This is a genomic window from Microbacterium sp. A93 (assembly GCF_051842835.1).
This window is the reverse complement of sequence record NZ_JBPXMT010000014.1, coordinates 64,166-86,443: the sequence shown is the minus strand read 5'-3', so window position 1 is coordinate 86,443 and position 22,278 is coordinate 64,166. Positions and strand designations below refer to the sequence as shown.

The following is a 22,278-nucleotide window of genomic DNA, read 5'->3' as shown; positions in this document are numbered from 1 at the left end:
GGGGGGTGGGTGTTTCGAGAAAACACCCACCCCAAGTCGACTCAAAACGAAGAGGGATCAGCCGTCCTCGTGATCCGTCCAGTCCTCGAAGGACGGCCGGCTCACGAGGGAGGTGTGCAGGGTGCCCTCGTGGGCCACGGCGAGGCAGTCGACCCGGCGGTCGCCCTCGGCCCAGGTGCCCTCGGCGGGGTGGGAGATCTCGACGATGACCTGCGCGTCCGCGGCGCTGTCCAGCTCGATGGTGGCGCAGAAGCGCTCGGCGTCCGCCTTCATGTCCGCCGGGAAGGCCCGCCCGGTGGGCCACAACTTGCGCCCCACCAGCTGGGCCTCGTGGTCTCGGCTGCACTCCACCACGGTGGACGGCTCACCCACGGAGTCGAAGTCGGTGAGGCAGTCCCCGGGCTGGACCTGCACGGGTGGCACCTCGCGGGCGACGATCCCGTCCAGCCCGGGTTCCGCGTTGCGCGAAACAGGAGGACCCGACTCCAGCGACTCGCCGGAACCGTCGTCCTGTGGCGAGGTCAGCAGGGGAACCAGGACGAAGACCACGAGCGCGAGGACCACCAGGGCGGCGGCTGCCACCCACCAGCCTCGCCTGATCGGGGGTTTCGGCGGCGGGGCGTCCGCAGCGGGCCGGGGCGGCAGGTAGGGGACGAAGCGGTCGCCGGGGGCGCCGCCACTGGCAGAGTCCGGGGTCCGGGGGGAGTCAGGTCTTGACTCGTCCGCGGGCCCGTTCGGGGATGTGTCCATGGTTAAGATCCTTTCGGTGCCGCCACGGGGGCCGGCGGCTCCAAGGGGTGCTAAAACATGTTAACCTAGTGACCACGAACCATCATGATCAGTGCATACCCCGGATCAGCCCTGCCTAAGGGGCTGACAGCACGGGGACAGACAACAAAGGGGGTCACGCTCATGGGGCGCGGCCGTCAAAAGGCAAAAGCAACCAAGCAGGCACGGGACATGAAGTACTTCTCCCCGGCCACAGATTTGTCGGCACTGGAGCGTGAGCTTGCCGGCAACAGCGGTTCCAGCCATGACGATGACCAGTACATCGACCACGCGGATCAGTACGCTGATTATGTGGACAGCGCTGAGGAGGACGACGACCCCCAACGCAGGGGTTGATCGTCAGCATGATGCCTGATCCCGCGACGCCGGAGGTCCCCGGGGACCCAGCGGTGCAGGGCGACGGCACCGTCGGTTTCCCCGGGGGCACACTGCACCCGGGGCATCCGGCGGCCAACGGTCACCGGGCCGCATTGCGCTCGATCGAACGCATCGTCGAGGACGCAGCACCGCCGCAGGATCCAGAAGTGGCTCGTCAGGGCATCCTGGAACTGTTGCTGGACCACCGCCCGATGGTGATCACCGGCGCGGGCGTCTCCACCGATTCCGGCATCCCCGATTATCGCGGCCCCGAGGGTTCGCTGCGCCGGCACCGGCCCATGACCTATCAGGAATTCCGGCACGACGACGGCGCCCGGCACCGCTATTGGGCGCGGTCCTTCGTGGGCTGGCGGCAGATGGACGCCGCCGCTCCGAACCCGGCCCACCACACCCTGGCACGCTGGGCGCGCGAGGGCATCCTGGCCGGCGTCGTGACGCAGAACGTGGACGGACTGCATGCGGCGGCGGGCACCGAGGGGCTGATCCGGCTGCACGGGGACCTGGACCGGGTGGTCTGCCTGCACTGCGGTGCGGTGGAGGCACGCCGGTCCTTCGACGCGCGGCTCGCGGAGGCGAATCCCGGCTATCTCGAGGCCGTCCAGGTGGATCCTCTGCTGATCAACCCCGATGGCGACGTCACCCTGGACCAGCGGTGGGTGGACCGTTTCAATCTGGTGGGCTGCCTGGTGTGCGGCTCCGTGGAGCTCAAGCCGGATGTGGTGTACTTCGGCGAGTCCGTGCCCGCCGAACGCAAGGCCGCTGCGCGCCGGGCCTTCGAGGACTCCGGGTCAGTGCTGGCCGTGGGCACCTCGCTGGCGGTGATGAGCGGCTACCGGTTCGTGCTGGACGCGGAGCGCGCCGGCAAGCCGGTGGCCACGCTCAACGGTGGCCCCACCCGGGCCGACGCCAAGGCACAGTACCGCTGGCGTACCCGCGTGGCCCCGGCCCTGGAGTGGCTGGACGCCCGCCTCTCCACGCCCTGAGGGTGGGGCTCAGGCCGCGGCGTAGGCGCCCGTGAGCAGCACGGCGCCGCCGTCCACGCCCTTGGCACCCTGCATGAAGTCCGCTCCGGCGCCGGCGGCCGCGTCCGTCACGCGTCCCACGGTGCCGGCCACCCAGGAGGTCAGGCCGCGGGCGTTCAGGCGGGCCAACGCGGCGTCGGCCGCGGAGGGGTCCACCACGGCCACCATGCCCACGCCGAGGTTCAGGGTCCGCTCCAGGTCCTGAAGCGGCACCCGGCCGAGCTGGCCGATCAGCTCGAAGACGGCCGGCAGGGACCAGGTCCCGCGGTCCACGGTGGCCATGAGGCCCTGCGGCAGCACGCGGGCCAGGTTGGCCGCCAGTCCGCCGCCGGTCACGTGGGAGAAGCCGCGCAGGGCGGCCTCACCGGAGGCGGTGGCCACGGCCGCAGCGGTGCCGGCGACCGGGTCCCCGTTGAGGTGGCGCATCACGTCGAGGCAGTCCGCGGTGTAGATGCGCGTCGGCTCGAGCAGTTCCTCGCCCAGGGTGCGACCCAGGTCGGTGACCTCACGGTGCAGGGACCAGCCGGCGTCGTTGATCACGCGCCGCACCAGCGAGTAGCCGTTGGAGTGGATGCCGGAGGAGGCCATGGCGATGACCACGTCCCCCTGGCGGACCCGCTCGGGGCCCAGCAGGGCGGAGGCCTCCACCACGCCCGTGGCGGCCCCGGCCACGTCATACTCGTCCACGCCCAGCAGGCCGGGGTGCTCGGCGGTCTCCCCGCCCACCAGGGCGGTGCCGGCGAGCGCACAGCCGGCCGCGATGCCGCGGACGATGTCGGCGACCCGCTCGGGCACGACCTTGCCGCAGGCGATGTAGTCGGTCATGAACAGCGGCTCGGCACCGACCACCACGATGTCATCCACCACCATGCCGACCAGGTCGAAGCCGATCGTGTCGTGCTTGTCCAGGGCCTGGGCGATCGCCACCTTGGTGCCCACGCCGTCCGTGGAGGTGGCCAGCAGCGGCTTGGAGTACTTCAGCAGGGCCGAGACGTCGTAGAGCCCGGCGAAGCCGCCGAAGCCGCCGACCACCGAGCTGTTGTGGGTGGCCTTGACGGCGTCCTTCATCAACTCCACGGCCAGGTCCCCGGCCTCCACGTCCACGCCGGCGGAGGCATAGGTGGTGCCAGTGGTGCCGGTGGCGCCGGCAGGGGGCACGACGTCGGCCGGGTCGTTCGGGTGCTTGGGTGCGGTCACAGCGGGGTCCTGTCAGTCTCGGTCAGCAGGGCTTCAAGGGAGGATCCGGGTCCCGGGTCCCCGCCGACGGCGCCGGGGCGCTCGTCCGGGTCCAGGGTGGAATCGGGGGTCAGGGCGGGGACGGCGACCGGCTTCTCCAGCAGGTCCTTGCCGCGTTCGTCCTCGCTGGGCAGCGGGATCGGGTACTCACCGGTGAAGCAGGCGGTGCACAGGGACGTGCGGGGCTGGTGGGTGGCCTCGACCATGCCCTCGGCGGAGATGTATTCCAGCGAGTCGGCGCCGATCGAGGCGGCGATCTCCGCCACCCCGGCGCCGTTGGCGATGAGCTCGGCGCGGGAGGCGAAGTCGATCCCGTAGAAGCACGGCCACTTGATGGGCGGGGAGGAGATCCGCACGTGCACCTCTGCGGCCCCGGCCTCCTTGAGCATCCGGACCACCGCGCGCTGGGTGTTGCCGCGGACTATCGAGTCGTCCACCACCACCACGCGCTTGCCGGCCACCACGGAGGGCTGGACGTTGAGCTTGAGCCGGATGCCGAGCTGGCGCAGGGTCTGCGAGGGCTGGATGAAGGTGCGCCCCACGTAGGAGTTCTTGACGAAGCCCTGGCCGAACGGGATGCCGGACTCCTCGGCGTAGCCCACCGCGGCGGGGGTGCCGGACTCCGGGACGGGGATCACGACGTCGGCCTCGACCGGGTTCTCCCGGGCCAGGGCGCGCCCCATGGCACCCCGCGACTCGTACACGGAACGGCCGGCGATGGCGGCATCAGGTCGGGCGAGGTAAACGTACTCGAACACGCAGTGCGCCGGTTTGGACTCGGCGAAGCGGGTCGAGCGGATGCCCTCCTCATCGATCGCGATGAGTTCGCCGGGGGCGACCTCGCGGATGAAGGAGGCACCCACGGTGGCCAGGGCGGACTGCTCGGAGGCCACCACCCAGCCGCGCTCGAGCCGGCCGAGCACCAGCGGACGCACGCCCTGGGGATCCCGTGCGGCGTAGAGCGTGTGCTCGTTCATGAAGACGAAGGAGAAGGCCCCGCGGATCATCGGCAGCAGCTCGGTGGCCGTCTGCTCCAGAGTGGAGCCGGGCCGGCCCTGCAGCAGGGCCGTGACCAGGGCGGTGTCCGTGGTGTTGCCCTGGGCGATCTCCCCGCGGGTCTGCTTGCCGTAGCGGGACTGCACCAACCGGAACAGCTCGGCGGAGTTCACCAGGTTGCCGTTGTGGCCCAGCGCCACGGTGCCGTCGGCGGTGGCCCCGAGGGTCGGCTGGGCGTTCTCCCAGTTGTTCCCGCCCGTGGTCGAGTAGCGGCAGTGGCCCACGGCGATGTGCCCGGTCAGGGTGTTGAGCGTGGACTCGTCGAAGACCTGGGAGACGAGCCCGAGGTCCTTGTACACGGAGATCCGTTTGCCATCAGAGGTGGCGATGCCCGCGGACTCCTGGCCGCGGTGCTGCAGGGCGTAGAGGCCGTAGTAGGCGAGCTTGGAGACCTCCTCACCCGGGGCCCAGACGCCGAAGACGCCGCATTCGTCCTGGGGGCCCTTCTCATGGGGGTCGAGATCGTGGTTGAGCAGTCCATCACCGTGCATTGTGGTCACGATCGTCATTCTCCCACTTGTCGGTCCACTGCTGTAGGTCATGGTCCTGCACCGCGTAATCGGCGTCCTCGTAGTCCTCGACCACCTCTGCGGTCACGGTGTAGGTGTGCTTCCTGGACCGGCGGTCCAACACGAGCCAGACGAGGGCACCGAGGGCGACGCCGACGATACCGAAGAGCACCACGAAGTAGCCGAAGAGCGAGCCGAAGGTGAAGTCCTCGTTCTCCCCACCGAGCGAGGTCGAGATCAACGCGGCGATCACGCCCAGTACAGCGCCGCCCACCAGGAACACCTGCACCTTCGGGGCCTGCCGGACCACGAGGGTGCGGTGCTCCAGTGAGGCGCCTTCCGGTGGAGTGGCGGGATCGCCCGGGGAACCGTCGGGGGGGAAAGTCATGCCCTCCATCGTACGGGGCACCGGTGCCGGTGCTGGCCATGGGTCGGCGGGTTCTCCGGGCGCCTAACGGTACGGGTTCTGTGGCCCCAGGGGCGGGACTGGCCGCTGCGACCGCTGTGGGGACCGCTGTGGAGACGACTGCGGAGACAGCCGCAGAGACGACCGCAGAGAAGGGCCGAGGGAGAGCACGGTCACCAGGCCGGCCACCACCGCGAGCAGCAGCAGCGCGCCGGCGGCGATGAAGCTGACCAGCCCCGCGCCGGAATCCTGGAGGGGGAGGAAAGAGGCGGCGGCGACGAACACGAGCGCTGTGGCCAGGGTCGAGACCCGGGCGGTCAGGGGCACATAGCGTCCGGAGAACACGGAGTAGAGCACGCCGACCAGGCCCACCAGGGCGCAGAGGACGGCCGCCCCGGCGCCGATGACCAAGGCCCCGAGGACCGCCCAGCCGCCGCCCATCAGGCCCCCGAGGGCCAGCGACGCCGGCACCACGAGGACCGAGGCCGGTACCGCCACGTCCCCGGTCAGGTGCCCGGCCCGGGGCTCACCGGTGCCGGCCAGGGACCGGAAGTCCAGGACCGCCCCGACGATCGCCGCGATGGCCAGCGCTGCAGCCGCCACGAGGAGCAGGATGGCCAGCCCCCACGCCTCGAGGGCGTCCATCAGCGGCAGGATGAGCACGAGGCAGGCCATCCCCAGCGGGGTGGCCACGTGGCGCAGGAACCGCCGGCCACGCCACTCAGGCTCCGCGGCGGCCGCCGGCTTCACGGACTCCGCGGACCACCCTGCTGCCGAGGACCACTCTGACTCCGCGGACCGCGCTGCCGTTGCCGGCCGCTGTACCCCCGCGGGGCCGGTGCCGTCCCAGGAACCGGCCGGGCCGGCGTCGGGCAGCTCTTCGGTGGGGGTGGGGGCGTGCTGCCGCGCGGCCACGACGGCGGCGGCCAGGCCAAGCAGGGCCAGGGCCAGCCCGGCGTAGACGGACACGGTGTACATGGCGGTCTGGCGGAAGAGACTCCCGAGGATCGGGGTGAGCAGTGCGGCGGGGGTCGCGACCGCGGCCAGGGTCAACGCCCCGGCCCCCGGGCGGCCACGGTGCCCTGCCGCGGCGATGGCCCCTGCCACGAGTGCGGCGGCGGCCAGCAGCATCCCGAGCGTGGAGACCACGAGGTTCGTCTGCGTGGCCATCAGCAGCCCGGCGCCGATCCCCGAGTACCAGGCCAGGGCGTAGAGCGAGGTCAGCAGCAGGGAAGCTGTCAGGGTGGCCCCGGCGACGGCCCACCCCCGGGGCCGGGGGTGCCCGGCCCGGCGGCTTCGGAGGAAGGACGTCACGGCGGCGGCGCAGAGAGCCATCACCAGGACGGAGACGAGGACGGTGGCGACCGTCATCAGGCCGCTCAGCGCGGTGAGGTTCCCCCGGGCCGTCGAGGAGGTGATCACCAGCTGGACGATGAGCTGGCCGACCGCGTCGAGGACCACCGCCACGGGTAGGGCCAGGTACCCCACGGCTCCGGCGCGGGTGATCCGGTTCGTGGCCGTGCTGGTCTCGTTCACAGGTTCCCCCTCGTCACGGCCGTGTCCCCAGCCGGTCCCCACGGTACCCGGGCGGCGCTACAGCGGGAGCAGATCCGTGAGGTCGGCCCGGGCCCCGGAGGCCGAGACCTTCCCGCTCCCGACGGCGGCCCGCCAGGTGACCAGCCCCGTGGCCAGCTCCAGCCAGGTCGCCGGGTCCATCTCGATGACGTTCGGCGGTGTGCCGCGCGTGTGGCTGGGCCCCTGAACGCATTGGCAGACGCCGAAGGGGGGAACGCGGACCTCCACGGAGTTTCCGGGGGCGCGGGTGGCCAACTCCTCGAGCGTGTACCGCACGGCGGTCGCCCGGACGCTGCGGGGCAGGGCGGCGGCCTGAGCCGAGCCGGCGGAACCATCTGTACCGGCGGAACCATCTGTATCGGCTGAACCAGCTGAACGGGCCTGGGACCAGGCTTCGAGGGCCGCCCGGCCGTCGTCGGGGGCGATGCGGCGTTTGATGGACACGGGGTCTCCTCCTGCTCCGTTCAGTCCAGCCGGGGTCAGTCCAGCAGTGCCATGACCGGACGGGCCAGCTGCACGCGGCCCACGGGTGTGCCGCGGCCGAGGATCTTCGGCACCACCGTGTCCAGGACACCTGGCAGCGCGTCCAGGTCCACCTGCTCGGGGGCGAACTGGGCCAGCAGCACCAAGGCCACGAGGTTGCCGGCGCGCGTGCCGCCGTCGAGGGCCTTGACGGCCACGGAGGTGCCGTCGGCAGTGGCCATGACCATCACCCCGTCCGCCCCGAGCTTGGCGATCACGCCCAGCTCGCGGATGACCACGGTGTTCGTGTTGGACTCCCCGTGCACCGCCCAGGGGTACTCGAGCATGGCGGTGGCCACGGAGGCGGCGTGGACCTCGGCGTCCCGGCGGTGCGGGGCCGCCGCGACCCGGCCGATCCCGCGGGCCAGGCCGGTCAGGGACAGCACGGGGGCCGGGGCCCCGCAGCCGTCCACGCCCCAGTGGGCCACCGGCTCGCCGCAGTACTCCTCGAGGACGGCGGCCACCTCGCGCTGGACCGGGTGCTCGAGGTCCAGGTAGGTGCGCACGTCATGGCCGCCGTGCTTGGCGGCGGAGAGGAAGCCGGCGTGCTTGCCGGAGCAGTTGTACGCCAGCGGGGTCTTCACGGGGCCGCCGGGGCCGGCGTCCTGGGCCATCTCGATCAGACCGGCCGGGTCCGCGGGCCAGGCGGCCGGGCACTGCAGGAAGGTCTCGTCCATGCCGGCGTAGGAGAGGACCGTGGCGGCGGTCTGCCGGTGACGCGCGGTGCCCCGGTGGGAGCCGCAGGCCAGGGCGATCTGCTCGTCCACCAGCCGGGCCCCGTGCCGCAGCGAGGCGATGGCCTGCAGGGGCTTCAGCGTGGAACGGGGGTAGACCGGGGCGGCGGGGTGTCCGAGGGACGCCAGGAGGGAGCCGTCCGGGGCCGTGACCACGGCCGAGCCGATGGTGCGGGACTCGATGAAGCCGTTCCGGACCACGTGCACCAGTTCGACGGCCTCCTCCACCGTGAAGGTGGCGGCGGGCTGGTGGTGCTGGGGCTGCTGCGGCGGGGTGGCGGGCATGACACCACTGTAAGGGGCGTCAGCGGCCACGCATCCGCAGCCAGGCCGTGAAGCCGATGGCAGCGGCCAGGGACACCACGAGCGAGACCACGGCCACGACCACATCCCCGCGCTCGAAGCCGAACATCCGGGAGCCGAACCACAGGATCAACGCCATGGTCAGCCAGACCAGGATGAACCGGTAGACGGAGCCCAGGGTCTTGCCGGCACCCTGCGGGGCGCGCCCATAGGGGTGGCCGTAGTGCTGCTGCCCGGAGGGGTGGCCCTCCTCGGGAAGGTCCCGGCCGCCGTCGGGCCCGGGGGTGTTGGACGTCATGCGCCCATCGTACTGACCGGCGGGGGCACAGACGGTCTAGGCTTGGGCACCGTGAAGATCCTCGTCCTCGGCTCCGGCGGCCGCGAACACGCCATCATCCGTGCCCTACAGCGGGACCCCGACGTCCGGGAGATCCACGCGGCCCCGGGCAACGCGGGCATCGCCCTCGACGTCCCGGTGCACGAGGTGGACGCCACCGACGTCACGGGGGTCACCGTGTTGGCGGGAGAACTCGAGGCCGACCTCGTGGTCATCGGCCCCGAGGCCCCTCTGGCGGCGGGTGTCTCCGACGCCCTGCACCAGGCCGGGTTCACCGTCTTCGGGCCCTCCAAGGCCGCCGCCGAGCTGGAGGCCTCCAAGTCCTTCGCCAAGGACGTCATGGCCCAGGCCGGCGTCCCCACCGCCGCAGCCCGCACGTGCGCCACAGCGGCGGAGGCGGCGGCCGCCCTGGCGGAGTTCGGCGCGCCCTACGTGGTCAAGGACGACGGCCTGGCCGCCGGCAAGGGCGTGGTGGTCACCGCCGACCGCGCTGAGGCCCTCGCCCACGCCCAGACCTGCTTCGACGTGGGCGGCACCGTGGTCATCGAGGAGTTCCTGGACGGCCCCGAGGTCTCCCTCTTCGTGATCTCCGACGGCACCAACGCCATCCCGCTCGTCCCCGTGCAGGACTTCAAACGGATCGGGGACGGTGACGCCGGCCCGAACACCGGCGGCATGGGCGCCTACACCCCGCTCGACTGGCTGCCGGCAGGCTTCACCGAGGAGGTCATGGAGCGCGTGGCCCGGCCCGTGATCGCCACCATGGCAGACCGCGGCACCCCGTTCGCCGGCGTGCTGTACTGCGGCCTGGCCCTCACCTCGCGCGGTCTCAAGGTCATCGAGTTCAACACGCGCTTCGGGGATCCGGAGACCCAGGCGGTCCTGGCCCGGCTGCGCACCCCCTTCGGCCGTTTCCTGATGGACGCCGCCACCGGGTGCCTGGCCCGGGTGCCCCAGCTGCAGTGGTCCGGCCAGTACGCCGTGGACGTGGTGGTGGCCGCCCGCGGCTACCCGGACTCGCCCGTCAAGGGTGGGACGGTGAGCGGCGTCGAGGCCGCCGAGGCACTGGAGGAGGTGTCCGTGCTGCATGCGGGCACCGGCACCGGGCCCGACGGCGGACTGGTCGCCACCGGCGGGCGGGTCCTGGCCGTCGTCGGGCTGGGGGAGGACCTGGCCCAGGCGCGGGCCCGCGCCTATGCGGGCGTTGCGGAGATCTCGCTGGAGGGGGCTCAGCACCGCACCGACATCGGCCTGCGGGCCGAGCGCGGGGAGATCGTGGTGGCTGACGGAACTGGCGGAACTGACGGGGAGGCACGCTGATGGCGGGACTGGACACCGAGGTACTGGAACTGCCCGGGTGGCGGCACCTCTACTCGGGCAAGGTCCGGGACCTGTATGAGCCCGCCGGGTCCGCCTCGGAGCGGCCCGGCTCGTCGGAGCACCTGCTGGTGGTGGCCTCGGACCGGATCAGCGCCTATGACTTCGTGCTGGACACCGAGATCCCGGACAAGGGCAAGGTGCTGACCCAGCTCTCCCTCTGGTGGTTCGAACAGCTGGACGTGCCGCACCACGTGGTGTCCCTGGACGTGCCGGAGGCCGTGGCGGGGCGGGCCATGGTGGTGCAGCGCCTGGACATGTATGAGGTCGAGTGCATCGCCCGGGGCTACCTGACCGGCTCCGGACTGGCCGAGTACCGGGAGTCCGGCACCGTCACCGGACTCGAGTTGCCGGCAGGGCTGGTGGACGGCTCGAAGCTGGAGCCGGCGATCTTCACCCCCTCCGCGAAGGCGGACGTGGGCGAGCATGACGAGAACATCACCTTCCAGCAGATGGCCCGGTTGATCGGGGACACCCCCGCGCAACGCCTCCGGGAGCTGACCCTTCAGGTGTACACGCGCGCCGAGGCGATCGCCCGGGAACGCGGGATCATCCTGGCGGACACCAAGGTGGAGTACGGACTGGACTCCACGGGGCGGATCGTGCTCGGGGACGAGGTGCTGACCCCGGACTCCTCGCGCTTCTGGGACGTGGACGACTACGAGCCGGGGCGCTCGCAGCCCTCCTTCGACAAGCAGTTCGTGCGCGATTGGCTGACCGGTCCGGAATCCGGCTGGGACCGGGCGTCCGGCGAGGCGCCGCCTGCGCTGCCGGCCGACGTGGTGGCCCAGACCCGCCAGCGGTACATCGACGCCTACGAGCGCCTCACGGGGCTGACCTTCACGGCCTGATCACCGTGTTTTCAGTCGAGTTGGAGTGGGTGTCCTCCTCAAAGACCCACGCCAATTCGACTGAAAGCGTCACGGAACGGGACTAACCGACCAGGGAGTCCTTCCACGCGGCATGCAGTTCGGCGAAGCGGCCGCCGGCGGCGATGAGCTCGGCGGGGGAGCCGTCCTCCACCACCCGGCCGTCGTGCACCACGAGGACGCGGTCGGCGATCTCCACGGTGGAGAGCCGGTGCGCGATGATCAGCGCCGTGCGGTCACCCAGCAGGCGTTCCAGCCCCTGCTGGACGAGCCGCTCGCTGGGCAGGTCCAGCGAGGAGGTGGCCTCGTCCAGGATCAGCACGGCGGGGTCGGCCAGGAAGGCCCGGGCGAAGGAGACCAGCTGGCGCTGGCCGGCCGAGAGCCGGCCGCCGCGCTTGGTGACATCCGTGTCATAGCCGTCCGGCAGGGACAGGATGAACTCGTGGGCCCCCACCGCCCGCGCCGCGGCCTGGATCTCCGCGTCCGAGGCATCCGGACGGCCCAGCGCGATGTTCTCCGCCACCGAACCGGAGAACAGGAACGCCTCCTGGGTCACCATCACCACGTGGTGCCGGAGATCGGCTGCGGAGAGCTGGTCCAACTCCACCCCGTCCAGGGTCAGCGACCCCGAACTCAGATCGTAGAACCGGGCGATCAGCTTCACGAGGGTGGACTTGCCGGCGCCGGTCTGGCCCACCACGGCCACGGTCTGCCCGGCCGGGATGGTCAGGTCGAACTCCGGCAGGATCACCGCCCCGTCCCCATAGCCGAACTCGGCGGCCGTGAACTCGATCCGCCCGTGGGGCTGCCCGGGGGTGTCCGGCAGCGGCACCGTCCGCTCCGCCTCCTTCACGGTGGGTGCCTCCTCCAGCAGGCCGGAGACCTTCTCCAGGGCGGCGGTGGCGGACTGGAACGCGGAGTAGAACATGGCCACCTGCTCCATCGGCTGGAAGACGCGTTTGCCGGCCAGCAACAGGGCCACCAGCACGCCGACGGCCAGCGTCCCGTCCAGCACGCGCAGGCCCCCGAAGAGCAGCATCGCCACCACGGTCAGGTTCCCGGTGATCACCAGGGTGGGCTGGAGGACGCCGAACAGGTTCAGGGACGTCACCATGTCATCGCGGTACTTGGTGGCCAGCTGCCGGTAGGTGGCGTTGTTGCGGCGTTCCTGGCGGAAGGCCTGCACGGCGCGGATGCCGGTCATGGTCTCCACGAAGTGCACGATCATCCGCGCGGAGGACACCCTCGACTCGCGGTACACCGCCTCCGAACGCACCTGGTACCAGCGCACGGCGATCGTCACGGGCACGAACGCCACCGCCAGGATCAGTGCCGAACGCCAGTCCAGGATCACGATCGAGATGCCGGTGAACAGCATGAACATCAGCCCGGAGACGAGCGAGGACACCCCTTGGTCCAGCAGCTCGCGCAGCGAGTCCAGGTCCGAGGTCTGCCGCGAGATCACCCGGCCCGAGGTGTACTTCTCGTGGAATTCGAGGCTGAGGCGCTGCGTGTGCCGGAACACCCAGACCCGCAGGTCCAGCAGCATCGCCTGGCTCAACCGCGCGGTCAGCCACGTGTAGACCCCCAGCAGCAGCCCTGCGGTCAGCGCGGCGGCCACATAGGTGCCCCCGACGCCGGCCAGCACGGGTACGGCGGATTCCCCGACTTCCAGCGCGGAGACCATCCGGGGCAGTCCCCAGTCGATGCCCCACGCGACGATCAACGGGAACGACGCCCGGGCGGCATTGGAGATCACCACGAGCACCGCCGTCAGGAGGAGCTTCCACCTCACCGGCCGCGCGAGGGCCTTCAGCAGTGTCCACGAGCGGGCCCGGACATAGCTGCGCTCCTCACGGTTGAGGTCCAGCCGCTCCTCACCGCGGGTGCCGAGCAGGGTGGGCGGCTGACGGTCCTGACGGCGGCTCATGGCGTCGGTCCCTTCTCTCGGGGCTGGTCGCCGGGCTGCGCGGACTGCTCGGTGGACTGGACCGGCAGCATCCCGGTGATCACCCCGGAGTCCATGACCGATTCGATGGACTTGTCCTCCTCGAAGCTGGAGATGATGAAGCGGTAGGCGGGGGACCGGCCCAGCAGCTCGGCGTGCGTGCCGACATCGTGGATCCGTCCGTCCTGAAGCACCGCCACCCGGTCCGCCAGGGCGACGGTGGAGGGGCGGTGCGCCACGATCAGCGTGGTGGTCCCGGCCAGCACCCGGCGCAGGCGCTGCGTGACGATCTCCTCGGTGCGCACGTCCAGGGCGGAGAGCGGATCGTCCAGCACGAGGATCTCGGGCTGGGTGGCGATGGCGCGGGCCAGGGCGATGCGCTGACGCTGCCCGCCGGACAGGCTCAGGCCCTCCTCGCCGATCTGGGTGTCCACGCCTTCTGGCATCTCGTGCGCGAACTGCGCCTGGGCCGTGTCCAGGGCCAGCTCCAGCAGCTCCTGCGCAGCCGCCGGGTCCGAGGTCACCGTCTCCGGGGCGCCCAGCAGCACGTTGTTCCGGATCGAATCGGAGAACAGGGTGGCGTCCTCGAAGGCGATCGAGACCTTCCGGCGCAGCTCGAGCAGGCCGTAGTCCCGCACATCGACCCCGTCCACCAGCACCCGCCCCGAGGTGGCGTCGTAGAGCCGGGGGACCAGCTGGACCAGCGTGGACTTGCCCGTGCCGGTCAGGCCCACCAGGGCCATGGTCTCCCCGGGCTCCAGGCGCAGGGTGACCTCGCGCAGGATGGGCGGCGCACCCGTGTCCTCGGCTGCATCCGGGAAGCGGAAGCCCACCGACTCGAACGCCAGCCCGCCTGCTCCCGGCACCGGGGCACCCGGGTGCCGGCCGCCGTCGGGCACCGGATCCTGCTCGGCGTGCTCCACCACACCGCCCGCCGGCTCCACCGGGTCCGCGAGGGGATCGGCGATGTCGACCGGGGTGTCCATCACGTCCAGGTGGCGGTCGATGGCGGTCTTGGCGGACAGGGACATGCCCATCAGCTGCCCCACGGACTCCACCGGTCCGGCGAGCACCGCGGTGGTGGCGAAGAAGGCGGCGATGGCGCCCACCGTGAGGTCCCCGGTGGCCACGAGGTAGATCCCGACGGCCAGGGAGATGCCGATGACGGTCTCCGGCAGGGCCACGATCAGGGCGACGAACTGGGAGAGCACCGTGGCCTTGTGGACCTCGGTGTCCCGCAGCGTGTCCGCCTGGCCCCGGAATCCCTCCAGCGCCTCGCCGCCGCGGCCGAAGGCCTTGAGCACGCGGATACCGTGCACGGATTCCTCCACCGTGGTGGCGAGGTCCCCGGCCTGGTCCTGGGACAGCCGGGATGCGGCGCGGAAGTCGTTGCGGAAGTAGAAGGAGCGCCACATGATCGGCACGGCGCCCGCGAGGTAGATCAACCCGAGCACCCAGGAGGTGTTGAACAACAGCACGATACCGACGGTGATCGTGACGATCGAGACCACGAACATCACCGTGCCGAAGGCGATCCACCGGCGCAGCAGGGACAGGTCGCCCACGGAACGGGAGAGCAGCTGGCCGGAGGGCCAGGCATCGTGGAAGGCCACGGGCAGGCGCTGCAGGCGGGTGAACAGGGCGATCCGGGCGCGGTTCTCCACGCCGGCGGCGGGCGGCAGGATGAAGAAGCGGCGGCCGAAGATCAGCAGGCCTTCCGCCAGGCCCAGCCCGGCCATGAGCCAGACGGCGGCCCAGATGTCCGCCGTGGAGCCTCCCGGATGCAGCACCGAGTTCACGAGCTGCTGGATCACCTGGGGGATGGCCAGGGCCACCAGTCCGGCCAGCATGGCGGAGATCAGACCGGCGATCCAGCGCCCGCGCACCCCGTCCAGATAGGGGGAGAGGCGGCGGATGGCCTCGATGAGGCTGCGTTCCCGGTCTGGCGCGGACACGGCAACCCCTCCTGATGGCATCAGGCGGCCGGCGCGGGTGCCGGCGGCCAATCCACCATCCTACGACCGGCGAGATGGTTCTGAAAGATCCCTTTGAAGGTATCGGATCGGGAACGCGCCGGTGGGATGCTCAGGCCGGGGCGACGACGTCCAGCACGACCGCCTCGGGCCGGCAGGCGAAGCGGACCGGGGCCTTGGGGGAGGTGCCGATCCCGGCGGAGACCTCCAGCGGCACGGTGCGCCCGCCGGCCGTCCAGGAGGTCAGCCCGGAGGCCTGCCACGTGGGCAGATCACAGTTGGTCACGAGCGCCCCGTAGAACGGCACGCAGATCTGGCCCCCGTGGGTGTGGCCGGCGAACAGGACGTCCGCGCCATCGTGGACCATGGCGTCCAGCACGCGGCGGTAGGGGGCGTGCGTCACACCGATCCGCAGGGCGCGGGCGGGCTCGGAGCTGGCGCCGGGGAACCCGGGCCACTCATCGCGGTCGAGGTGCGGGTCATCGGTGCCGGCGACGTCCAGGCGGACGTCGTGCAGGATGCGGGAGAACCCCTGGTTGGCCAGGTTGAGCCAGCCGCGCGACTCGAAGGCACCGAACAGCTCCTGCCACGGCAGCTCGGTGCGGTTCGGATCCTGGTGCGAGGGGCCGGCGAGGTAGCGCAGGGGGTTGGCCGGCTTCGGCGCGTAGTAGTCGTTGGAGCCGGGGACGAAGACCCCGGGGACGTCCAGCAGCGGGTCCAGGGCGTCGAGCAGCAGCGGGACGGACGCGGCCGCGCCGATGTTGTCTCCCGTGTTGACCACCAGGTCCGGCTTCACCGAGGCGAGGGAGGACAGCCACGCGAGTTTGTCCCGCTGGGAGGGGATCAGGTGGATGTCGGAGAGGTGCAGGATCCGGAACGGCCGTCCGCCCGGCGGCAGGATCGGCAGTCGTTCGGTGCGCACCGCGAAGTTCCGGGCCTCCACGAGGGCGCCCCAGGCCACCAGGCCCGCTCCGGTGGCGGCCAGCGCCCCGGTGGCCACGGCCGCCTTCGTGGCGGCGGAGGCCCAGGAGGTACGACGCCGGCCACCCGTCTGCCGCGTTCGGCTCACCCGTGCGTCACCCATGGAGTTCCCCCTCAGTCCTCGGTCGAGACGACGGTGTTGGGATCGTAGAACGGCTTCGGGCCGCCACGGTTCTCGACCCTGACGGTCTGGCCGCCCTCGCGGGAGCCCTCGGTCCGCGGATCAGAGGCCGGACCGTTGTAGGCGGTGAAGTCGCCGGTGCCATAGTTGCCGGCCACTGTTCCCATGTAATCCGACCACATGGGCCCGGCGATGATGGAACCCCAGACGTCGTCATAGGTCACGCCGCCGATCTTCTGACCCTCCAGGGAGATCTGGTTGCGGAAGTTGCCGACCCAGGAGGCCGTGGTCAGGCCGGTGGTGGAGCCGATGAACCAGGTCGACGAGGACCAGTTGTTCGTCCCGGTCTTGCCGGCGACCTCGAACGGCATGTCCTGGGCGATGCGCTCGGAGGCGATCGCCTTGAGGGTGTTGTTCAGCTCGGCCACCTGCTGGGTGTCCGCGACCTTCTGGCAGTTCACCGGGGGCACCTGGTAGGAGTTGCCGCGGGTGTCCGTGACCTCGCTGATGAACCGGGGCTCGCAGTAGTTGCCGTCATCGGCCAGCGTGGCGTAGGCGGCCGCCATCATCAGCGGCGAGACCTCCTCGGAGCCCAGCACGAACGACGGGTTCTGGGGGTCGATGTCCTTGCCGGTGCCGGCGTTGTGGATGCCCACGCGGTTCATGACATCCGTGATGCCGCACAGGTCCTGGGCGTAGGAGGCGGCCACGGTGGCGGTGTTGATGGACCAGTAGAGGCCGTAGTCGGCCCGCATCGGCTTGTTCATGTTGGCGATGGCGTTGCGGACGGTCCAGCCGTCCCGGGGGACCACCCAGGACTTGCCCTGCTCGCGGCAGGAGGCCTTGAACGCGGTGCCCTGGGGGTATTCGTTGACGCGGGCGTCCAGGGTGTCCGTCATGGAGTGACCGGATTCGAGCCAGGCCAGGAACGTGAACGGCTTCAGGGTGGAACCGGCCTGGAAGCCGGCGCCGCCGCCCATGGGGCGGTTGACGTTGAAGTTCAGGGTGGTGTGGCCTTCACCCTCGCTGACGGCGTACGTGGTGTTCTGGGCCATCGCCCGGACGTTGCCGGTGCCGGGCTCCACCGTGACGAGCGAGGCCCCCAGCTCACCTTCCGTACCGTCGTCCGAGGTGAAGATCGTGTAGGGGGCGTTCGCCTTGGCCACGTTCTCGGCCTCCCGCTGGAGGGTGGAGTCCAGAGTGGTGGTGATCTGCAGGCCGCCGCGGTCCAGCAGGCGCTGGCGGGACTCGGCATCGGGACCGAAGGTCTCCGAGGTCTGGACCACCCGCTGCACGTAGTCGCAGAAGTAGTTGCCGTACGCCGCGGAGACGCAGCCGGAGTTCAGCGGGTTGACCTTGTCCGGGATCGGCGCCTGGACCGCCTCGTCATATTCCGCCCGGGTGATGACCTCATTGCCCAGCATGGCCGACAGGACGATGTTCCGGCGATCAGTGGCGCCCTGCGGGTTGTTGATCGGGTTGTAGCCGTTGGGGGACTGCACCATGCCGGCGAGCAGCGCGGCCTGGGGGATCGTCAGCTCGGAGGCGTTGGTGTCGAAGAAGTACCGGGAGGCGGCCTCCACGCCGTAGACACGGCCGGAGAAGAGCACGATGTTCAGGTATCCCTCGAGGATCTCCTCCTTGGACATCTCCTTCTCCACGGCCACGGAGAGCTTCATCTCCCGCAGCTTGTCCGCCACGGACTTGGTGCCGGAGATCGTGGTGCGCTCGTTGTTCAGGTACTGCGCGTTGATCAGCACGTTGTTCACGTACTGCTGGGTGATGGTGGAGGCACCCTGGGTCGAGTCCGAGGTGGCGTTGTTCACGAGGGCACGGGTCAGGCCGCGGGCGTCCACACCGCTGTGCTCGTAGAACCGCTCGTCCTCGATCGAGATGATGGCGTCCTGCATGTTCTGGGAGATCTCATCCAGGGTCACCGGCACGCGGTTCTCGGCGTAGAAGGTGGCCAGGACCGTGCCGTCCTTGTCCAGGACGCGGGAGGGGACCGAGAGCGGCTCCTCCTTCAGCTCGGCCGGAAGCTGGTCCAGCATGTCCCCGCCGGCCGTGGCCGTGGCCCCACCCACGGCGGCCATCGGCAGCATCAGCCCCGCCGCGAGGACACCGCACAGCGCACTGACACCGAGGAAGGCGACGATTTTGCCCAGCGTGGTGGCAGTGTCGAAGAAGGGGGACTTGCGATTGGCCATGGGGAGGATTCTACCGGCCGGAGGTCCCCCGTAGGGGACCTCCGCAGTCGGTTGTGGTCCGGCTAGGCTGGGCCCATGACAACCTGGGAATACCTCATCACCCCGCTGCCCCTGCACACTCCCAAGCAGGTGCTGGACATGCACGGCACCGAAGGCTGGGAACTGGTCAACATCGTGACCGGTCCCGAGGGCGGCTCCGTGGCCTACATGAAGCGCCCGAAGCAGTGAGCGCCGTCGAGGCCAGGCTGGCCGAGCTGGGGCTCACGCTGCCCCCGGTGGCGGCCCCCGTGGCCGCCTATGTCCCCGCCCTGGTGGACGGAAACCATGTCTACACCTCCGGGCAGCTGCCCTTCCAGGGTGGGCAGTTGCCCGCCACGGGCAAGGTCGGCGCTGAGGTCGATCCGGCCGAGGCCGCGGAGATGGCGGGAATCTGTGCCGTCAACGCCCTGGCTGCCATCAAGTCCGTCATCGGAGACCTGGACCGGATCGAACAGGTCGTCAAGGTCGTCGGCTTCGTCGCGTCGGACCCGTCCTTCACCGGCCAGCCCCAGGTGGTCAACGGCGCCTCGGAGCTGTTGAGCCACGTCCTCGGCGAGGCCGGAGCACATGCCCGTTCCGCCGTGGGGGTGGCCGTGCTGCCGATGGACACGCCCGTCGAGGTCGAGGTCATCGTCCGGTTCAGTTGAGCCTGCCGGTTCAGTTGAGCCTGCCGGTTCAGCTGACCGCGCCGGCCCCGCGCCGATCATGAGCCAGCCCCCTCCGCCGCCCCGCCGTCCTCCGGCGCCGGAACCGCCCCCCGCCCCACGTGCCGGACTGGCCGTGGGCCACGGGCCGGTCCACCGCCCTGCCAGCGCACTGCAGCCGCGGGCGTTCGAGCTGCCCGAGGACGAGGTCCCCGCGGCACGCAGCTGGTGGGTGCACGGAGAGCGTCGGCCCCGTGCGGCGCGCCGGGCCTCCTCCGTGGCCGTGGTCCGGGATGGGTTGAACGGGGTGGAGACCCTGCTGCGCTACCGGCCGGAGCCCACCCCGCTGGGTTCGGTGGCCTTCCCCGGGGGATCGCTGGATGCCGCCGACGAGGACGGATGCGCCTGGTTCGGTCCCACGCCGGCGCAGTGGTCCCGCGTGCTCGGCGCGCGCGACCACCGCCTGGGACGGCGGCATCTGACCGGGGCCATCCGTGAACTCTTCGAGGCGACCGGGATCCTGCTGGCGGGTCCGGACCGGTACTCGGTGGTGTCCAACCCGGGGGGCGGGGAATGGCCCCAGGCCCGCACCGCCCTGGACCGGCAGGAGATCACGCTCCCGGAGCTCGTGAACCGCCGCGGCTTCGGACTGAGGACGGATCTGTTGCGGGCCGTGGGCCGCTGGCACAGCCCCCACTTCTCGCACCGCCGGTTCGACACCCAGTACTTCGCGGCGGCCGTGCCGTACGGCCAGGACGTGTCACGGCTGGAGGGCCCAGGACACTGGGCCGAGTGGGTGCCGGCCCGGTGGGTGCTGGCCGGACGGGACACCACCGAGGTGGGGGACTGGATCGGCCGCCCGGACACCGTGGGCCGGACGTTCGGCGGACTGACGGTGCCCGCGGTGGAACTGCTGCTGGAGCGCATGGCGGACGCCGGCTCCACCGTCGAGTTCCTCATGGGCCTCACCGTCCGCGGCAGCGTGCCGGACTACACCCCCGAGCTGCAGGGGCACCCGGAGGGGCCCGACGGCGGCGGGTTCCGTCTCAGCGTCGACCTGCCCGGCGGGCAGTGGGCCGGCCGCTGACCCTCCGCGACGTTGTGAGGGCAGAACGCACCGGTGCGTTCTGCCCTCACAACGGACATCAGGAGTGGGTGCGGATCAGCGCGAGCGCTGGCGCAGGCGCTGCAGGTCCAGCACCACCACGGCGCGGTTCTCCAGGCGGATCCAGCCGCGCTGCACGAACTCGGCCAGGGCCTTGTTCACGGTCTCGCGGGAGGCGCCCACCAGCTGGGCCAGCTCCTCCTGGGTGAGATCATGGGCCACCAGCAGGCCGTCGTTGGCCGGACGGCCGAAGCGATCGGCCAGGTCCAGCAGCGCCTTGGCCACCCGGCCGGGAACGTCGGAGAAGACCAGATCCGCCAGGGACTCGTTGGTCTTGGACAACCGCTGGGCCAGGGCCCTCAGCAGCTGTATGGAGACCTCAGGGGTGGACTGGATGACCTTGCGCAGGTTGTCGTGACGCAAACCGGCCAGACGGGCGGCGGAGACCGCCGTGGCCGTGGCCGTGCGCGGGGCGGGGTTGAACAGGGCCATCTCGCCGAAGACCTCACCCGGGCCGAGGATGGCCAGCAGGTTCTCCCGGCCGTCCGGGGCCGTGCGGCCGAGCTTGATCTTGCCGGACATGATGACGTAGAGCTGGTCGCCCTGGTCACCCTCATGGAAGGCGGAGGCGCCGCGGGAGAGCTCCACCTCGGTCAGCTCCGAGGTCAGTGCAGAAAAGACCTCGTCATCCAGGTTGGTGAACAGCGGGGCCTTGCGCAGTACCTCGAGATCCATGTGTCCTTCGTCCTCACTGTCGACTGGCATGCCGGTCATCTTTCGACATGCGGGGCATTACTGTGATCCATTCTGCCCCATCTGCGGCAATGGTAACGGTAAACTGGCCACTCACGCGTGTACGGGGGGCGGACGCAGGAAGAGGGATTCCTTGTTTATCGGACTGACCGTACTGGACTGGGTCCTGGTGGTGGTCCTGTTCGTGTTCCTGATCGCGGGCTACCGCCGTGGCTTCTGGGTCACGCTCGGGACCATTGTGGGATTGGTGGCCGGTGCCGCCGCCGCCTTCTTCTCGATCCCCTTGGTCTCCGAATGGGTCCCTGATCCGGGCTGGCGTCTGCTGGCGATCATCGCCGCCGCGCTCGTGCTGGTCCTCCTGGGACAGGCCATCGGGGCCGCGATCGGACGGGCCATCCGCCTGAGGATGGCCCTGCCCGCGCTGCGGACGGTGGACCGCCTGGCCGGTGCCGTGGTCAACACCGCCGTGGCGGCCGTCCTCATCTCCCTGGTGGCGTTCTCCGCCTCCTCCATGGGCCTGCCGCCCGTGACCACCGCGATCTCCGAATCCCGGGTCATCACCTCCATCAACAGCCTGGCCCCGGAATCCGCCAAGGCACTGGTCGCGCGGGTCCGGTCCGCCGTCGCGGGCTCGGACGTGGTGCCGGAACTGCCCGAACCGGTGACCACCGCCACGCCTCCGGCGCCTACGGCCACGGTCGAGCCGGGTGAGGCGTTGCAGGCGGCCCGCGCCTCGGTGGTGCGGATCTCCGGCACCGCCCTGGTGTGCGGACAGAACCAGACCGGGTCCGGCTTCGCCGTCGCCTCTGATCGGGTGGTCACCAACGCCCACGTAGTCTCCGGACTGACGGAGCCGTCCGTGGAATCCGCCGACGGCACCGTCCACGCCGGCCGTGTGGTCCACTTCGATACCGCCCGGGATGTGGCGGTGATCGCCGTGGACGGGGCCGAGCTGCCCGAGTTGGAGACGGGGGCGGAGCTCGAGGACCAGGAGTCCGGCGTCATCATGGGCTACCCGGCGGGCGGTCCCTTCCAGATAGACCCCGCCCTGGTGCAGGCCCGCGGTGAGGTCACGGTCAACAACATCTACGGGGCGGAGCCCGGGCTCCTGGACATCTACCAGCTGCACGCAGACGTCCAGCAGGGCGGCTCCGGTGGACCGCTGCTGACCCCCGAGGGGGAGGTCGCTGGAATCGTCTTCGCCCGGGCGACCGGCGACGTCAAGGTGGGCTACGCCATCACCGGTGATGAGGCCGAGCAGGCCCTGACCGGGGCAGAGCAGATGGAGGACACCGTCTCCACCGGCCAGTGCATCCAGGGGCACTGACCGGACCAGAACGGTTCAGCGGGCAGCGATGACCGTTGAGGATCGGTGGACCCCACCTCCCCTGCGG

The 22,278-nt window shown here is 70.8% G+C and carries 21 protein-coding genes; 8 read left to right on the top strand and 13 right to left on the bottom strand.

Features of this window, described 5'->3' with window-relative positions:
* Positions 1-57: 57 nt before the first annotated feature.
* Positions 58-750 carry a hypothetical protein gene (locus tag ACSU1G_RS28905; protein WP_439284146.1) on the bottom strand — a complete coding sequence of 231 codons (693 nt, stop codon included), beginning with the start codon at positions 748-750 and terminating at the stop codon, positions 58-60.
* Positions 751-912: 162 nt separating this feature from the next.
* On the opposite strand from ACSU1G_RS28905, the gene ACSU1G_RS28900 reads away from it, so the two are divergent.
* Both ACSU1G_RS28900 and ACSU1G_RS28895 read left to right on the top strand, forming a co-directional pair.
* Positions 913-1,125 (top strand): DUF3073 domain-containing protein, encoded by a 213-nt coding sequence (locus tag ACSU1G_RS28900; RefSeq protein WP_439284367.1) that lies wholly within the window; start codon positions 913-915, stop codon positions 1,123-1,125.
* An 11-nt stretch (positions 1,126-1,136) separates the two neighbouring features.
* Positions 1,137-2,150, top strand: a complete 1,014-nt coding sequence (locus ACSU1G_RS28895; protein WP_439284144.1) for an NAD-dependent protein deacetylase — start codon at positions 1,137-1,139, stop codon at positions 2,148-2,150.
* Between the two features lie 9 nt (positions 2,151-2,159).
* Here ACSU1G_RS28895 and purM read toward each other — a convergent pair whose 3' ends face one another.
* The 7 genes from purM to ACSU1G_RS28860 form a co-directional block, all read right to left on the bottom strand.
* Positions 2,160-3,347: a phosphoribosylformylglycinamidine cyclo-ligase gene (purM, locus tag ACSU1G_RS28890; RefSeq protein ID WP_439284365.1), complete on the bottom strand. Its 1,188-nt coding sequence runs from the start codon at positions 3,345-3,347 to the stop codon at positions 2,160-2,162.
* A gap of 35 nt (positions 3,348-3,382) precedes the next feature.
* Positions 3,383-4,972: an amidophosphoribosyltransferase gene (gene purF / locus ACSU1G_RS28885; RefSeq protein ID WP_439284363.1), complete on the bottom strand. Its 1,590-nt coding sequence runs from the start codon at positions 4,970-4,972 to the stop codon at positions 3,383-3,385.
* Positions 4,962-5,378: a hypothetical protein gene (locus tag ACSU1G_RS28880; RefSeq protein WP_439284142.1), complete on the bottom strand. Its 417-nt coding sequence runs from the start codon at positions 5,376-5,378 to the stop codon at positions 4,962-4,964. The genes purF and ACSU1G_RS28880 overlap by 11 nt, the downstream gene beginning before the upstream one ends.
* A gap of 63 nt (positions 5,379-5,441) precedes the next feature.
* Positions 5,442-6,932: a hypothetical protein gene (locus ACSU1G_RS28875; protein ID WP_439284140.1), complete on the bottom strand. Its 1,491-nt coding sequence runs from the start codon at positions 6,930-6,932 to the stop codon at positions 5,442-5,444.
* Between the two features lie 57 nt (positions 6,933-6,989).
* Positions 6,990-7,415, bottom strand: coding sequence for a sterol carrier family protein (locus tag ACSU1G_RS28870; protein ID WP_439284139.1), 426 nt, complete (start codon positions 7,413-7,415; stop codon positions 6,990-6,992).
* 35 nt (positions 7,416-7,450) lie between these two features.
* Positions 7,451-8,512 carry an asparaginase gene (locus ACSU1G_RS28865; RefSeq protein WP_439284137.1) on the bottom strand — a complete coding sequence of 354 codons (1,062 nt, stop codon included), beginning with the start codon at positions 8,510-8,512 and terminating at the stop codon, positions 7,451-7,453.
* Positions 8,513-8,531: 19 nt separating this feature from the next.
* Positions 8,532-8,828: a hypothetical protein gene (locus tag ACSU1G_RS28860; RefSeq protein ID WP_439284135.1), complete on the bottom strand. Its 297-nt coding sequence runs from the start codon at positions 8,826-8,828 to the stop codon at positions 8,532-8,534.
* 51 nt (positions 8,829-8,879) lie between these two features.
* Here ACSU1G_RS28860 and purD point away from each other — a divergent pair, with 51 nt between their 5' ends.
* The gene (gene purD, locus ACSU1G_RS28855; protein ID WP_439284133.1) at positions 8,880-10,187 is read left to right on the top strand and encodes a phosphoribosylamine--glycine ligase; all 1,308 of its coding nucleotides are present in this window, start codon (positions 8,880-8,882) and stop codon (positions 10,185-10,187) included.
* The gene (locus ACSU1G_RS28850; protein WP_439284131.1) at positions 10,187-11,095 is read left to right on the top strand and encodes a phosphoribosylaminoimidazolesuccinocarboxamide synthase; all 909 of its coding nucleotides are present in this window, start codon (positions 10,187-10,189) and stop codon (positions 11,093-11,095) included. Before purD ends, ACSU1G_RS28850 begins: the two co-directional genes overlap by 1 nt.
* A gap of 82 nt (positions 11,096-11,177) precedes the next feature.
* Here ACSU1G_RS28850 and ACSU1G_RS28845 read toward each other — a convergent pair whose 3' ends face one another.
* The 4 genes from ACSU1G_RS28845 to ACSU1G_RS28830 all read right to left on the bottom strand — a co-directional run bounded on the left by ACSU1G_RS28845 (position 11,178) and on the right by ACSU1G_RS28830 (position 18,343).
* Positions 11,178-13,043 carry an ABC transporter ATP-binding protein gene (locus ACSU1G_RS28845; protein WP_439284130.1) on the bottom strand — a complete coding sequence of 622 codons (1,866 nt, stop codon included), beginning with the start codon at positions 13,041-13,043 and terminating at the stop codon, positions 11,178-11,180.
* Positions 13,040-15,016 (bottom strand): ABC transporter ATP-binding protein, encoded by a 1,977-nt coding sequence (locus ACSU1G_RS28840; protein ID WP_439284128.1) that lies wholly within the window; start codon positions 15,014-15,016, stop codon positions 13,040-13,042. Before ACSU1G_RS28840 ends, ACSU1G_RS28845 begins: the two co-directional genes overlap by 4 nt.
* Positions 15,017-15,146: 130 nt before the next feature.
* Complete coding sequence (locus ACSU1G_RS28835; RefSeq protein WP_439284126.1) at positions 15,147-16,118, bottom strand: metallophosphoesterase; 972 nt, start codon at positions 16,116-16,118, stop codon at positions 15,147-15,149.
* A gap of 11 nt (positions 16,119-16,129) precedes the next feature.
* The gene (locus ACSU1G_RS28830) at positions 16,130-18,343 is read right to left on the bottom strand and encodes a transglycosylase domain-containing protein (protein WP_439284124.1); all 2,214 of its coding nucleotides are present in this window, start codon (positions 18,341-18,343) and stop codon (positions 16,130-16,132) included.
* A 75-nt stretch (positions 18,344-18,418) separates the two neighbouring features.
* Between ACSU1G_RS28830 and ACSU1G_RS28825 the strand changes: the two genes are divergently transcribed.
* The 3 genes from ACSU1G_RS28825 to ACSU1G_RS28815 are packed head-to-tail and all read left to right on the top strand — an operon-like array spanning position 18,419 to position 20,113.
* Positions 18,419-18,571, top strand: coding sequence for a hypothetical protein (locus ACSU1G_RS28825; protein WP_439284122.1), 153 nt, complete (start codon positions 18,419-18,421; stop codon positions 18,569-18,571).
* Positions 18,568-19,029 (top strand): RidA family protein, encoded by a 462-nt coding sequence (locus tag ACSU1G_RS28820; protein WP_439284120.1) that lies wholly within the window; start codon positions 18,568-18,570, stop codon positions 19,027-19,029. Before ACSU1G_RS28825 ends, ACSU1G_RS28820 begins: the two co-directional genes overlap by 4 nt.
* A gap of 58 nt (positions 19,030-19,087) precedes the next feature.
* Positions 19,088-20,113 (top strand): NUDIX hydrolase, encoded by a 1,026-nt coding sequence (locus ACSU1G_RS28815; protein WP_439284119.1) that lies wholly within the window; start codon positions 19,088-19,090, stop codon positions 20,111-20,113.
* Positions 20,114-20,188: 75 nt separating this feature from the next.
* On the opposite strand, the gene ACSU1G_RS28810 is transcribed toward ACSU1G_RS28815, so the two are convergent.
* Positions 20,189-20,866, bottom strand: coding sequence for a Crp/Fnr family transcriptional regulator (locus ACSU1G_RS28810; protein WP_366219631.1), 678 nt, complete (start codon positions 20,864-20,866; stop codon positions 20,189-20,191).
* A gap of 151 nt (positions 20,867-21,017) precedes the next feature.
* Between ACSU1G_RS28810 and ACSU1G_RS28805 the strand changes: the two genes are divergently transcribed.
* Positions 21,018-22,211 (top strand): MarP family serine protease, encoded by a 1,194-nt coding sequence (locus ACSU1G_RS28805; RefSeq protein ID WP_439284117.1) that lies wholly within the window; start codon positions 21,018-21,020, stop codon positions 22,209-22,211.
* Positions 22,212-22,278 lie beyond the last annotated feature (67 nt).